The sequence below is a fragment of the Acetobacter aceti genome, assembly GCF_002005445.1.
Classification (GTDB): domain Bacteria; phylum Pseudomonadota; class Alphaproteobacteria; order Acetobacterales; family Acetobacteraceae; genus Acetobacter; species Acetobacter aceti_B.
On the sequence record NZ_CP014692.1, the window covers coordinates 2,173,596 to 2,187,955 of the forward strand.

A 14,360-nucleotide genomic window follows, 5' to 3' on the forward strand; every position below is an offset into this window, starting at 1 on the left:
AAGTTATGTTTTTCAACCATAGGTACCGATCGGTAACATCGTCAAGGCGCGAGTTCAGAAATGTCGTTCCGCAAAGCTGTTTCCCGACCCTGTGCTGCCGATAAAATCCGCAGTTCTGCACGCGACCTGTTCTATAGTCAGGGTATTCGCGCCGTCGGAGTTGACGAGATCGTGCACAGGGCTGGCGTGACCAAGCCTTCCCTCTACCGGGCCTTTGATTCCAAGGATGGTCTGACGACTGCGTATCTGGCGGACTACCAGCAGGAATGCTGGGATCGGCTGAATGCGGTCTGCCACGATCATCCGGACGACCCTCGCGCCCAGCTTCTGGCCTATTTCGATGAACTGGCCTTGAGAGCAACCCAGCCCGGCTATCGCGGGTGTGCTCTGACCAATGCGATTGTCGAGTATCCGGAGCCGGAACATCCCGTGCGTCAGGAAGCCACCCGCCTGAAACAGGAGGTTCGTGAGTGGGTCAGACAGAAAGTATGCGCCCTGCCTGCAGATGATCCCGACCTTCTGACTGATGGACTGATTCTGCTCATGGAAGGCGCCTATACTGGCGGGCAGGTCTTTCTCTCTCCGAGCCCTGCGGCACAGGCTGGCAAGCTCGCGCGTCTTCTACTCAATACTGCGTGCGGAAGCTGACCGAAAAACGCGAAAAACTGCTATTCAATACTTAATGTTTTTGATAGATCCAATCAGAACATCAGTTGACCGGAACAAGATGCAAGCAGTCATGCCTACGCAAAAAAATAATGGCCTAAACAATATCTTTTTTGAAAAACCACTCTTTTCCTGAAACATTGCGAGCAAGATACGCCATCAGGAATCACCCTCATTATTTCTGTTCCAGCGGTGCACAAGGCCGGAGCGGATGCGCCGCAACGCTGACACAGCCGGCTTCGGCAAATAATCCCGGAGCGCCATCTGAAGACGTCGGTCCACAGGAAGACCCGGTCGCCGCAGATAATGTGTGTTTTCAAACTGCCGTTCAAAGACCTGTAAGTCATGCTTGTAAAAATAGGTGATCAGGGCACGCCTCGATCCGGTAACCAGCGGACGCGGATAACCGTGCAGGGCGATTTCAGACTGCTCCATGATCAGGGTGCGCCCGAACAAAGGAGCTACCTGAGATTCTGGTCTACAGGCAAAGGCGTCCCAGAGTTCCAGTTCTCCACCGTCCCCGGCTTTCCACCCCTTGTTGAGATAGGTGATCACCACCAGAGCATTCCGCAGCTTCGTGGCCGGATGCTTCTGAAAATCAACATGAATTTCAAAATGTCCATCATGACGAGCTTCATGAAGCCCTCCTCCGTACAACGTCAGATCCGGCTGAAGGGCGGCAAGCCCTGTCACTGATTCGAGAAAAGAGACGAACCCCGGGGAATGAACGGTTTCGAAATAAGCCAGAAGAGCTGGCGGCATATGCGCAAGATGGTTCACAATTCTTTTGTTCTGAAGCCGTGTGTAATGTGGTTTCCACACTTCATGCGGGATATCCGGGCTTTCCTGCAGAATATCTGAAAGCCTGTCCCGGCTGAACAGACGATCCATCACCACATGAGGATAAGGCCGGGCTGACCGAAACTGTTCTGCCAGAACAGATACGGAAGCCGGATCAGGCCGACGCCACAATCCGGTTTCGGCAAGGCTGCTCGTTGATGGAGAAAGGGTCAAATCTTTCTGCATTGAATTCATCTGTAACCATTTCCCGGCCCCGCCATTACCTGCACCGGCTTTCCCTCAAAAATACGCATTCCATCGCGGCTGACTCAGCCTCAGATAAATATTTAGACATAAACATTCAAAGAGAAGATGAACGCGCCATTCCGCTGGCGAAAAAATCAGGATGGACGTCGGGCTTTCATCCATGCACGATCGCACCATGACCCAAAGCTTCGCATCCCTGTCCTTTCCCCGCCCGACAGAAGCCAGTCTCGCAGATGGTTTCGGGGCAGTCGCAGACTTGCTAGACAGACACGACCTTGCTGGCGCCCTGTCGCGTTTTGACCGCGAACGCCGCACGTTTGAAAGCTGGTCGGCGCTTGTCTATCTGCGTTTTGCGCAGGATACAACAAGCGAAGATGCAAAACAGGATCGCGATTACGCGGATCGCCTGACCCCCAAGGCCACGGCTCATGAAGTCACCCTGAAAAAGCGCTTCCTGTCAGAACAGTTGCATGATGCGACATCCACGATTGTCGGACCCCACGTCCTCGCCCTCTGGAAAAGTGACGTCACGACATTCGACTCACGGATCGAAACCGCTCTCGGAGAAGAAGCCCGCCTGACGAGCGAATACACAGCTCTTCTTGCCTCGGCGCGTATCGAGATCGACGGACACACAGTCAACCTGTCCGGCCTTGCCCCATGGATGGAGCATCCTGACCGTACCATCCGCCACGCCGCCGAGCAGGCCAGATGGGCGTTCTTTGCCGAACATGGAGAAGAACTCGACACCCTGTATGGGCGGCTGGTCGAACTGCGCACGGACATGGCCCGCACACTCGGGTTCGAGACCTATACCCCCCTTGGCTATCGCCGGCTGCGCCGCGTCGATTACAGTCCGGAAGACGTGGCCCGTTTCCGCGAGGAAGTCGCCACGCACGTCACCCCGCTTGTCACCTCGCTGCTGGAACAGCGCCGCAAGGAAATGGGCAGGTCCACCCTGCACTACTGGGATGAAAGCTTCGTCGATCCAAGAGGCAACCCGAAACCCGCTGGCGATTATGATCTGCTCATCGAACGTGCCCAGACCATGTTCGACCGCATGTCAGGCGATCTCGGACCATTCTTCAAAAGCATGATTTCAGGCGGCTATGTCGATCTCAAAAACCGGGATGGAAAGGCAGGCGGAGGTTTCTGTACCGCTTTCCCGGATGTCGGGATGCCGTTCATCTTCGCCAATTTCAACGGCACTCATGGCGACATCAATGTCTTCACCCATGAGATGGGACACGCCTACCAGAACTGGCGCAGCCGCGATCTCCCGACCATCGATGAACTGTGGCCAACCATGGAAGCGGCGGAAATCGACTCCATGGGGCTGGAATTCCTGACATGGCCGCATATGGAACTGATGGTTGAGGATGGTGCTGCCGACCGCTTCCGCCGGATGCATCTGATCGGCTCGCTGAGCTTTCTGCCCTATGGCGTGTGCGTCGATCATTTCCAGCATGAAGTGTATGCCAATCCGACCATGACAGCACAGGAGCGTCACGAAACATGGCTGCGTCTTGAACGCCATTATCTGCCATGGCGTGACTACGGAGACCTGTCATACCCCGCGCATGGCGGACGCTGGCAGGCTCAGGGGCATATCTACCGTAACCCCTTCTACTACATCGACTATACGCTGGCGCTCTGCTGCGCGATGCAGTTGTGGCTTCAGTCCCGCCGCGATGAACCGGCGGCGATGAAGGCTTATGAAGGTCTGTGCGCTCAGGGAGGATCGGCCCCATTCACCGGCCTGATCGCAAGAGCCGGGCTTGTGTCACCGTTCGCATCAGGCGTGCTGGCCGACGTTGTTCAGGAAGCTGCTGATTTTCTGGAAAATGGCCCCCGCTGAGAAGGACAAGCCTCAGCGGGCACTCCCGGGGCAGTCAGGTCAGAGAATTATTCTGTCCTGACTGGAGAATGGTCCGCCTCTCAGCCTTCGTCTTTCGAGAGTTTATCCAGCTTGACGGTCAGATGCCCCACCTTGGGATGATTGATCTCCGTACGAACCGGCACAGGCCCATACCCGTCGACATTGATGAACCACACTGTTCCGCCATGAGGTTCACGCAGAGCTTTCGCCTGATGTCCCTTGATAAAGCCGGCGATCTGATAACCCACAAAATCGCAACGCATCGCCGGAACCTGCCGATCCTGAAACACGTCCGGCTGCATATCCTGTCCGGAGGTCTTCAGAGTGAAATGTGACACCCTGATCCCGTCGAATACGTCATAAGCGCCATCACAATGACCAGTCTGCCGGACTGTCAGGATGACCTTCGCCATGGTCGTCAGGATATCCGTGCCATGTTGCCTGAGCGCATCCGGTACCGGCTCGCGGTCTGTCTCTTTCGGTTCCTGCAAAGTGACAACAGGCTGACCCTGCCGATAGTCCAGAATAACATGCCGCTGCGCCGACCGGCTCCATCCCTGACTGTCATACCGGGAAGGCAACACAACGTCGTCACTGATACTTCCGCTTGCCACCGACTGGATACGCAGTCTGGTGAAGATACTGAGCAGCCCCTCCGCCCGCGCCTGCATGCTGACCTGATAGCGCGTCTTTTCGAGCAGAAAGCTGATATCCAGCTTCATCACTGGCAGCCAGTGCGTATAGACCGTGTATCTGGTGAGGATCGCAGCACTGGCGGCGGGGAGACTGGCTGGCGGCGGGGTCTCCTCGGCGCGGGAAGAGCCCCCTGCCAGAAAGACCCCAGTCAGAAAGAACAGACAGCATGCGGGCAGTAACAGCTTACGTCTCGCCACTTTCCTGTTTTTCAGGAAAACGCCGCTGGTTCCGGTTTGATTGTCGCTCAAGCTGTTCACCGAATGCTGTAATGGAAAACTCTCCTTTACATAGAGCCAGAGTCTTTCACTCGCCAAGAGCGCCCCAGCGTCCACGATATCCCAGCCGCCCTGACAGAACCTGAGCAATCGAAACCACAAGACGCCCCATCGACTCAGCCTGTTTCAGCGTATCTTTCGGTTTGGGCTGGCTGATTCCCAGACCGGCTACAACCTGGCCCGCAAGATCGTGAACAGGAGCGGCAAAACACCAGACCCCCACCTGCACCTGCTCATCATCAACCGCATACCCCCGACGTCGTACCCCGGCGATCTCGTCCATCACGACGACAGGAGCAGAAGCGCCCGTTGTAGTCGGCGGTGAGGGCCACGACGACATGGGATACAGCGTGAGCCACTTCCGCAACCCGGCACCCTCCATCGCCCCGAGCTGGGCCATGCCCGTCGCGGTGTACATGGCAGGCAGACGCAGCCCGACATTATAATGGATGCCGAAGCCCTTCTCGTTCGCACGACTTGCGACATACACGACCTCTTCACCTTCAAGCATGCTCAGACTGACTGTGTAGGCTCCAAGTTCCGGTCGTTCGCCAATGAGCTGATGGAACGCATTCAGCAGATCCTGCCGGGGGCTGACCTGCACGGCCCAGTCAAGCAGTCTGGAGCCGAGTCTGAATCCGCCGCCGCCAGACCCACCTGTTGTTTCCAGCAGCCCCAGCTCCGCCATCACTGTCACCAGCCCATGGGCCGAACTGCGGGGAAGATTGAGCAGGCGCGCGATTGTGGCAGCGTTGGGAGGTGAATCCTGCGTGCTGACAAGGTCCAGAATTTTCACGGCACGCCGGAGAGCCGGAACCGACTCACTCTCTTTCATAATTACCACGCATGAGTGTCCTTGACGTCGCTCCTGAGAATCGGATATATCCGAGATACGGGATCGTGTTCAATATAATGAACAAGAAAAAACTGAACACGGTCTCGTCTGATAGCGTCGAAAATGCATTCGGAAAGCCTTTTCCCTCTGCACAGAGCGTTCCCGGAACTGCCTGGATAAACAGAAGCACTCACGCAGTAAGACCATGAATGCCTGTTCCTGCTGCATCATGAAAAATCTTGCTTGCAATAAGCTTATCTCAACATATCCCAGACAGCATTGTTCCGGTGACAGACCGGAAGCAAAGAATGTTTTTGGCAGCAGCGAAAAAACTCTGGGGATGGCTCTCCTGCAAAGAAGAGATTGACGCCATTCAGAAAGGAGAAAACCCTGAGAACATCTGAATCAGCAGAAACTGTTCTCCCCTGAAAATCCATCTCTTCTCCAGCTAAGTCGCAATCAGATCAGGCCCTTTCAGACAGAGGCAGTCCTCAAAGGCACGAGCCCGCATGAAGCTGTAGGCGCTCCCATGAGGTCAGACCTATCCGATTTCGATGCCGATCTGCTTGATATCGTGAAACGCGAGCTCGGGGTTCATCTCCTCAGTGCGGCGCATCATGAAGCCTGAGCTGGCCAGGAACACCGGATCACCATCAAGGTCGTCCGCCATCGACGAGCGGTTCGCCATCATGAACGCTTCAAGCTTGGTCCGATCTCCAGTCGCCCAGCGGGCAAGCGAGAACGGTGTCGAATCAAATCCGATGGATACCCCATATTCACCTTTCAGGCGCTCCTGAAGCACATCCAGCTGAAGTGTCCCCACCACACCGACAATCGGCTGAGCACCATCCTGCGGCCTGAAAAGCTGCACGACGCCCTCTTCCGCCAGTTCAGTCAGAGCCTGCCGCAGTTTCTTGGCCTTCATCGCGTCATCGAGCCGCACACGGCGCAGGATTTCCGGCGCGAAATGAGGAACGCCGGTAAAGCGGATGGTTTCGCCCTCTGTCAACGTATCGCCAATGCGTAAGGTGCCGTGATTGGGAATCCCCACCACATCGCCCGCGAAAGCCTCTTCCGCAAGCTGACGATCACGCGCGAAGAAGAACTGAGGCGTATGCAGCACAAAACTTTTGCCGGTCCGCGTATTCAGCAGGCGCATTCCTCGGGTCAATCTGCCTGAGCAGACACGGGCGAAAGCAATGCGGTCCCGGTGATTGGGGTCCATGTTCGCCTGGATCTTGAACACAAGCGCCGCCATCTGCGGTTCGTCCGCCGTGACCGTACGACTCTCCGTATTCTGGGCGCGCGGTGCAGGACCGAATGCAACCAGCGCATCCAGCAGGTCCGTCACGCCGATTTCCTTCATGGCGCTACCGAAAAATACCGGCGTCAGATGGCCTTCATCGAATGACTCACGGTCAAACTCAGGCAGAGCGGCGTCAACAAGCTCAAGCTCCTCCCGCACCTGCACCATGCGCGGATCACTCTCTTCAACCGGGATCGTCGTATGGACGGTATCATTTCTGATGTCATACGTACCGACAAAGGTCGCAGCCCGACCCACCGGCCATGTGAGCGGCGTCGTATCCAGAGCCAGTGAAGACGAAATTTCGTCCAGTATCTCGAACGGATCCCGTGATTCACGGTCCATCTTGTTGATGAACGTCACGATGGGAATGTCCCGGAGACGGCAGATTTCGAACAGCTTGCGTGTCCGGTCCTCGATCCCCTTGGCGGCGTCGATCACCATCACGGCCGAATCAACAGCAGTCAGCGTCCGGTAAGTATCTTCCGAGAAGTCTTCATGGCCCGGCGTATCCAACAGGTTGAAGACGCAGCCGCCATATTCAAACGTCATCACCGAGGTAACGACGGAGATACCGCGATCACGTTCAATCCCCATCCAGTCAGAACGGGTCCGCCGCCTCTCCCCTTTCGCCCTGACATTTCCCGCCAGCTGAATGGCGCCACCCGCTCGCAGAATCCGCTCTGTCAGCGTCGTCTTACCGGCGTCAGGATGGGAAATGATGGCAAACGTGCGCCGCCGACTGATGGCTCCGGCAAGAGAAGACTGGGGCGCAGGGCCGTCATTTCTGTCTGTCATGGCGAGAAAAGCTCTGAAGTGGGGGAGAAAAAACAGGAACGCCGGACAGAGAGTGTCTCCGCCCGGCGTCTGAAAAAGCATCTGGCCCGCAAGAGCCAGAGCGTCCTGAAATCAGCGAGAGTAGAACTCGACCACCAGGTTCGGTTCCATCTGCACCGGATATGGCACATCGGACAGCTTCGGAGCGCGCAGGAACGAGCCCTTCATCTGGCGGTGGTCCACTTCCATGTATTCCGGCACATCGCGTTCGCCGCTCTGCGAGGCATCCAGAACAGCGGCAAGCTGCTTGGACTTCTCGCGAACTTCGATCACATCACCTTCGCGAACGAGGTAGGACGGGATGTTCACTTTCTTGCCGTTAACCAGCACATGACCGTGGTTCACGAACTGACGGGCAGCAAACGGGGTTACTGCGAACTTCAGGCGGTAAACAACGGCGTCCAGACGGCGCTCCAGCAGACCGATCAGGTTCTCTGAGGTATCGCCCTTACGACGGACAGCCTCTTCGTAGTATTTACGGAACTGCTTCTCGCTGATGTTACCGTAGTAACCCTTCAGCTTCTGCTTCGCCATCAGCTGGACGGAGAAGTCGGAAGGCTTGCCCTTACGACGCTGGCCATGCTGGCCCGGACCATATTCCCGCTTGTTGACCGGCGACTTGGCGCGGCCCCACAGGTTTACGCCAAGACGGCGGTTAATCTTGTACTTGCTCTCAAGGCGCTTGCTCATGGACGCGCTCTACTTTCATAAAAAACAGCCACACCCAGCCTTTGGGCCTGATATAGCCTGTGACGCCGATAGTCCCCAGTCCGGAACAGACTGAAGCGGGCGCGTCCCGTATTACTGGCCCGGGGGAGCATACACCCCATCGGCCAGCCGGTCCGTCCACTTTCCCGGCAATGGGGTGCGGCCTAAGTGAAAACAGCGCTCCTGTCAATCAGATTGAGCTTTTACCCTATGGTCGTCACAGGTTTTACCTGAAAGACAGTCCTCCATAGCGATCCGTGTTACTAATCCGACCTCGCTGCAGGGAGAACCACCATGGAACTGAGGCAGCTACGATACTTCGTGGCCGTTGCCGAACACGGCAGCTTCACCAAAGCCGCCCTTGCCATTGGCATGGAACAGCCCCCTTTAAGCCAGCAGATCAAACAGTTTGAACGCGCTCTCGGCGTGACATTGTTTCATCGCCTGACACGCGGCGTTGAACTGACCGACATCGGAGCCGCCCTGATCGGTCAGGCACAAGCCATCCTTGCGATGGAAGAGGATTTTCTCGGCTTCGCCCACGGCCTCGCCAGAGGCGAACGAGGACATCTGCGGGTGGGTCTGGCCGGGGCTGTCTCGCTTCTCCCGATTATTCCACAGACCATCCGGCGCTTTCGGGAAGCGTGGCCGGAAGTTGTCGTCTCGTTTGAGGAAAGCAACACCCCTGCCCTCTCCGCGGCGCTGCACGACCGCAGGGTTGATGTGGCAATCGTGCGCCCGCCGGTCACTGATGACCGCGAGCTGGCTGTCTACCCCCTGCTTGATGAACCAACCGTAGTTGCCCTGCCAAGTGGTCATGCCTATGAAGGCAACGGCGCCATCAGGCTGGAAATGCTTGCGAACGAACCCCTGATCATTTTCCCCAGAGAACTGGGACCAGGGTTTCATGACGCCATTCTGTCGGCCTGCCAGCATGCGGGCTTCACACCCCGCATGGGTCAGCAGGCTCCCCAGATCGCAGCCACAGTACCGCTGGTCGCCGCAGGTCTGGGGGTTTCGGTCGTGCCTCAGTCACTCTCCCAGATTCACGCCGGGGGTGTGACTTTTCATCGCATCGAAAAACCAGCACCGAGCGCAGCCCTGGCCATTGCCGTGCTTAAGGGACGACCGGCACCCCTTGTCGAACGATTTGTCGCCGCACTGAAGGATGCGTGCGGTGAATGGGTGGAAGGCCGTCAGAAAATCGAGTGATTCTCTCAATGTTTTTCAATCAAGCTTTATCAAACCATTTATCGTGCACTCAACTCAAGCTTTGGATAACTATTTGTAAACCCCTCGATGCCACCCTGCCCTCATCGCGAAACACGCAATGAAAAGGGCTTAAAATGGCAGGGTTAGGCATCAGACTCGAAGCTGGCGACAGAATGATCCTCAACGGGGCCGGCATTCACTTTCTTACAGCCGCACAGATCAGACTGACAAACCGGGCAAATTTCCTGTTCGGACGTCAGATCATGCCTCCTGAAGAGGCTACAAGTCCGGCACGCCTCATCTACTACGCACTGCAAACGGCTTATGTCGGCACGCCGGAAGAAAAAATGGCCGCTCTTGCAGAGGCGACCTATCACATCACCACCTTCATGCAGGAAACAACGTCCGTATCGGCCCGACTAATTCTCAGCGACGCCATGAAATCTGCTTCTGAAGGTAATTTTTATCAGGCTTTGAAAATTGCCCGCAGAATCATCCGGCACGAAGACGCAGTGCTTGGCCAAGTCAATGCTTCACCAGCCTCTTCAAACGAATCAGAGGGCAGTTAACTAAAAATTAGAATTTTTATCATTTTATAGCGTCACTGCAAAAAATGCAGTAAACCAAACGGAGAAAATCCACATGTCACTTTCGATCAACACCAATAACTCTGCAATGGTGGCTCTCGAGAGCCTCAACGCAACGACATCCGCTCTGGATGCGACCGAGAACACGGTTTCAACCGGTCAGAAAGTCGCTACAGCCAAAGACGGTCCGGCAGCATACGCTATTGCCCAGCAGATGAACGGCAATATTTCCGGCCTTTCTGCTGTTTCCGATGGTCTTTCGTTTGCTGCGAGCACTCTCAGCACCACGTCCACAGCAACCAGCCATATTCTGAGCACGCTAGCGCTTCTGCAGGCCGCCGTCACTACTCTCGGCAACAACCAGGGAGATCCGACGGCCCTTGCTCAGACGTCCAGCGAAATCGACGGCTACCTCGACCAGATCAATACTTTTGCACGAAATGCAACGGTTAATGGTGTCAACCTCCTGACTTCGATGAGTGACTCCAACATTGCTAACGGTGGATCCGCAACAGGACCCGATACGTCTGGCAGCCTGATTTATGTGACCAGCCTTCAGGGTTCGACCAAAACCATTTCAAACGTAACCGGAACAGCAGCTACGCTGACACAGGCTCTGGGGCTTACAGGCGGTATGGCGGCGGGTGGCAATCTGGTCGTTGGCGGCACAGCAACTGCGAGCGGTTCGAATCTATTCGTGACAGGCGGCACGGCTTTGACGAGCTCCACCTCCGCCCTGATTACGCTTGTTCAGACCGCAATCACCACGATGACAAACGCAGCTTCAACTCTGGCGACAAACGCCAAAATTGTTGATGGCATGGCTTCTTACTCCTCCAATCTTTCTGACTCCCTGACCTCTGGTGTTGGTGCGCTAACAGATGCCGACATGGCAGCAGAAAGTGCAAAGCTGACGTCTCTGCAGACGAAGCAGTCGTTGGCAATTTCTTCCCTGAGCGTTGCAAAATCTTCGTCTCAGAACATCCTTACCCTTTTCCGCTAAAGTCAAGAATGGGGGGCTCTCGCCCCCCATTTTTTTTGGATTCACATTATGAAAACAATATTAAATACAGAAGAAATTAAAAGAATTGGCAATAAACTAAAAACCTTATCACAAAAAAATAATCACAAAGAAACAATAGAAGAAATCAAAAAAAACATTAAAAAACACCCCCGCTGGGCCGACGGCTATTCGCTTCTTGGTGACATCTACATAAGCATTGCTCACTACGAAGAAAGCTATTCAGCTTACTCAAAAGCCTTGGAACTTGACCCTGATAATTTGCAGTGGAAACTATCTCTTCTCCTTTGTCAGCTTGAGATAGGAAGAGATGTTAAACACGCACTCAACGAATTACTAAATTTATTTATAAAAAATGCTGACGATGAAGCTATTTGTATAAAGATAGCTTCAATTATGGTTTCAGGAAAAAATCCAAAAATCACCATCGCCGCCATTAAGTGGCGAGCACAAAATCATAAAAACAGCGATGTTCTTTCCGGCATTCTGGCAAACCAGCTTCTTGAAGCCGGATTAATATCCGAAGGTTGCAAAATTTATCTCAATCTTTTTGATTCGTCTCCTGATGGTGTCTTGTATGCTCCTCAGCTAGGCGTGGCGCTCATACGCATTGGCGCTTTCCAGGCTTGCGCAGACATAGTCGAAGCACTCAAAGCACACTCTCCCGAGACTGCGGCTTTGATGCTGAATGAATATGGAATTGCACTGGCGGCTCTGAATCGTTCAAGAGAAGCTCAGATAGTACTGCGCGAATATCTACATACACACCCTGAGTCGCGGGCTGCAAAATTCAATCTTGGACAGGCTCTACTGAAAGGAGCGCAGTATCAAGAAGGCTGGGAGCTAATAGAATTCTCCCCACCAGAATTTAAAATTCAAGGCGTTAAAAATCCTTGGAAAGGTGACTTTCCTATAGATGGAAAAACATTACTATTATATGGCGAACAGGGATTTGGCGACATGCTCCAATTCTTACGCTATATACCGCATGTTGAGAAACTTGGAGCCAACATCGCTTTATCTGTGCCAGAAAATCTGAAAAGACTGTGCCAAGAATCGTTCCCTAATATTGAAATCATTGAAACAGATTTTAAAAAAATCAAATACGATTACAGCTGCTCGCTTCTTTCTCTTCCATTAGCGCTATCTTCTCAAATTGGATATGAAATACCCTCTTCTGTCCCTTATCTTTATCCAAACCGGGATGATATCGAAAAATTTTCGAAAATATTTGGGAAGAAAAATAAATTACGTGTCGGGCTCGTATGGTCTGGTGAAAACCGCCCCCGCCATGGGCTGAATTATAAAAATAGATCCGCTTCCTTACAGATGTTTTCCAAAATAATTAATACCAAAAACATAGATTTCATAAGCTTACAACTCGGGAATCCTCAAAAAGAGTTATTGCAATGGAATGAAAAAGAGATTTTTGATCCAATGAATGATGTGTCAGATATGGAAGACACTGCGGCCCTAATTTTTAATCTCGATTTAATAATCAGTGTCGATACTTCCGTTGCTCATTTGGCGGGTGCGCTTGGCAAGCCTGTCTGGATGATCACAAGAAGCGATTGCTGCTGGCGATGGTTAGAAGATCAGGAGGATACTCCTTGGTATCCCACCATGAAAATCTTTCGTTCTCAACCAGGCAGTCTTCATCATGCAATAGAGCTCGTAGCAGAAGCTCTTCCTGACTTCGTTACCACTTGGCAGCAGAACTCCTGACTTAAAGGCATGTCTCATGAGCTACGGCATTAAGCGCTATAATCAGAACTCGGCAACACAAATGACTTCAAGACAAATTGAAATCATGGCTTTTGGTCAAACCATTCTTCTTTTAAAAAATGCAAAAAATCAAAAAGATCGTATTCACGCTCTGACTATGAATCAAAAATTATGGTCTTCAATTCTATTGGAAACAAGTGTTGAGGATAATGGAATTCCCGATATAGTGAGAAAAGATCTTCTGAATTTGGCAATCTGGTCAACTCGATACAGTATCCGTGCTATGCTGCATAACTTTTCATTAAAGCCATTAATTGACATAAACCAAGATATGCTTGATGGCCTAAGACAGAACATTGAGAATAAAAAATCTTCTTCTGAGATTAATAATTTCAAGCTATCAGTTGCTTGAAATTATTCATTTTCTAATATGTAAAAATACATCATAACGCTTCATCAATCAAAGAGGATGATGACAAACGCAACTGAACAGCAGAATTTATTTCCCGTATAGCTTTGCTATTGCTCTCGGGAGAATGAAGCCTCAGATCCCGAACCAGAGCCGGTCGGCATTATGGTTCTGCGGTCGTGGTGCATTGCGAAACGAGGGAAATATTCGAGGCGATTGAAGCATCGCTCGAAACGATTACGATGTTTGTAAAGAGCTCGGTCGTGCGAGATGAACATCTTACGGTTCCGTTTTGACAGAATGATAGCCTTTGCTTTCATAAATCTTATCGGTGATTACCGCGCCCGCGGTCTAATCTCGAACAATGCAGGTGCCTGAGTGGCATCATGGACCTGGCCGCCGGTGATAATCAGCCGTAACGATCGCCTCAAGGCATCAGCCAGCATCCGGTGGACCGTTTTCCAGCGTTCGGCAGGTCGCAGCATTGGTCACCGAACCGCAGTATCCACAGACACCCGTTTATGAACACGATCCCGTTCGTCCTGGATCACTCGCCTTTCCGGGCAGCAACAACGCAATCTTTTCCCATTACGCCTGGCTCAACTTGTACTGCTTGACCCCCATTACCCGCTCCACACATCAATAACATAGAGCATATGATGTTTAGTCCCGTGTTTTGATGGTGCATTTAGGCTGTCCACTGAACTATAAATCATGAAGGATGACGCGGAGCGTGGATTATGATTCACCGTTTCCCTCGATGGAAGCGGAGATGGCGCGAGCATTGAGTGAAGATCTGCGGGTGCGGGTTCTGCAAGCTGGAGTAGCGGGCCGATCAGCCCCTTCAGTGGCGAGACGGTTCGAGGTCGGCATTTCGACGGCGATCCGGTGGGCTTCGGCGTGAACATGAAACAGGCGAACGGGCGGCACGCCAGCAGGGTAAGCTGCGGGGTTCGAGGCTGGAGAGCGAACAACTCACCAGATGTCATAGAGCCAAACGCAAAAAGAGCTCGAAACTGCACATGGTTGTGAACACGTTTGGCAAGCTGCTGACCCTGCAATGTCATACCAACCGGGACGATCGCGTTGAGATCGCACCCCTCGCCACCGCCCTTCAGGAGATAACGGACAAAAAACGCGGTGCGGGGATACGCGGG

13 protein-coding genes are annotated in these 14,360 nt (G+C 53.2%); 8 read left to right on the forward strand and 5 right to left on the reverse strand.

Going from position 1 to position 14,360, the window contains the following annotated elements:
- Positions 1 to 60: 60 nt before the first annotated feature.
- Positions 61 to 648: a TetR/AcrR family transcriptional regulator gene (locus A0U92_RS09805; RefSeq protein WP_077813060.1), complete on the forward strand. Its 588-nt coding sequence runs from the start codon at positions 61 to 63 to the stop codon at positions 646 to 648.
- A 177-nt stretch (positions 649 to 825) separates the two neighbouring features.
- Here A0U92_RS09805 and A0U92_RS09810 read toward each other — a convergent pair whose 3' ends face one another.
- The gene (locus tag A0U92_RS09810; protein ID WP_222927820.1) at positions 826 to 1,692 is read right to left on the reverse strand and encodes a 2OG-Fe(II) oxygenase; all 867 of its coding nucleotides are present in this window, start codon (positions 1,690 to 1,692) and stop codon (positions 826 to 828) included.
- A 196-nt stretch (positions 1,693 to 1,888) separates the two neighbouring features.
- On the opposite strand from A0U92_RS09810, the gene A0U92_RS09815 reads away from it, so the two are divergent.
- Positions 1,889 to 3,571, forward strand: a complete 1,683-nt coding sequence (locus A0U92_RS09815) for a M3 family oligoendopeptidase (RefSeq protein WP_187668940.1) — start codon at positions 1,889 to 1,891, stop codon at positions 3,569 to 3,571.
- Between the two features lie 80 nt (positions 3,572 to 3,651).
- On the opposite strand, the gene A0U92_RS09820 is transcribed toward A0U92_RS09815, so the two are convergent.
- The 4 genes from A0U92_RS09820 to rpsD form a co-directional block, all read right to left on the reverse strand.
- On the reverse strand, positions 3,652 to 4,536 hold the full coding sequence (locus tag A0U92_RS09820; RefSeq protein ID WP_236748079.1) for a DUF3108 domain-containing protein: 885 nt from the start codon (positions 4,534 to 4,536) through the stop codon (positions 3,652 to 3,654).
- Positions 4,537 to 4,591: 55 nt separating this feature from the next.
- Positions 4,592 to 5,398: an IclR family transcriptional regulator gene (locus tag A0U92_RS09825; protein WP_236748363.1), complete on the reverse strand. Its 807-nt coding sequence runs from the start codon at positions 5,396 to 5,398 to the stop codon at positions 4,592 to 4,594.
- A 541-nt stretch (positions 5,399 to 5,939) separates the two neighbouring features.
- Positions 5,940 to 7,502, reverse strand: a complete 1,563-nt coding sequence (locus tag A0U92_RS09830; RefSeq protein WP_077814369.1) for a peptide chain release factor 3 — start codon at positions 7,500 to 7,502, stop codon at positions 5,940 to 5,942.
- 111 nt (positions 7,503 to 7,613) lie between these two features.
- Positions 7,614 to 8,231 carry a 30S ribosomal protein S4 gene (gene rpsD / locus A0U92_RS09835; protein WP_010666343.1) on the reverse strand — a complete coding sequence of 206 codons (618 nt, stop codon included), beginning with the start codon at positions 8,229 to 8,231 and terminating at the stop codon, positions 7,614 to 7,616.
- 312 nt (positions 8,232 to 8,543) lie between these two features.
- Here rpsD and A0U92_RS09840 point away from each other — a divergent pair, with 312 nt between their 5' ends.
- From A0U92_RS09840 to A0U92_RS17760, 6 genes are all read left to right on the forward strand, one after another.
- Positions 8,544 to 9,461 (forward strand): LysR family transcriptional regulator, encoded by a 918-nt coding sequence (locus A0U92_RS09840; protein ID WP_077813063.1) that lies wholly within the window; start codon positions 8,544 to 8,546, stop codon positions 9,459 to 9,461.
- Positions 9,462 to 9,595: 134 nt separating this feature from the next.
- Positions 9,596 to 10,030, forward strand: coding sequence for a flagellar biosynthesis repressor FlbT (locus tag A0U92_RS09845; RefSeq protein WP_077813064.1), 435 nt, complete (start codon positions 9,596 to 9,598; stop codon positions 10,028 to 10,030).
- Between the two features lie 73 nt (positions 10,031 to 10,103).
- Positions 10,104 to 11,051 carry a flagellin N-terminal helical domain-containing protein gene (locus A0U92_RS09850; RefSeq protein WP_077813065.1) on the forward strand — a complete coding sequence of 316 codons (948 nt, stop codon included), beginning with the start codon at positions 10,104 to 10,106 and terminating at the stop codon, positions 11,049 to 11,051.
- 48 nt (positions 11,052 to 11,099) lie between these two features.
- Positions 11,100 to 12,794, forward strand: a complete 1,695-nt coding sequence (locus tag A0U92_RS09855) for a glycosyltransferase family 9 protein (RefSeq protein WP_077813066.1) — start codon at positions 11,100 to 11,102, stop codon at positions 12,792 to 12,794.
- Positions 12,795 to 12,810: 16 nt separating this feature from the next.
- Positions 12,811 to 13,206: a flagellar biosynthesis regulator FlaF gene (locus tag A0U92_RS09860; protein ID WP_077813067.1), complete on the forward strand. Its 396-nt coding sequence runs from the start codon at positions 12,811 to 12,813 to the stop codon at positions 13,204 to 13,206.
- 730 nt (positions 13,207 to 13,936) lie between these two features.
- Entirely contained in the window at positions 13,937 to 14,107 is a 171-nt protein-coding gene (locus tag A0U92_RS17760) for a hypothetical protein (protein ID WP_187668742.1), read from the forward strand.
- Positions 14,108 to 14,360 lie beyond the last annotated feature (253 nt).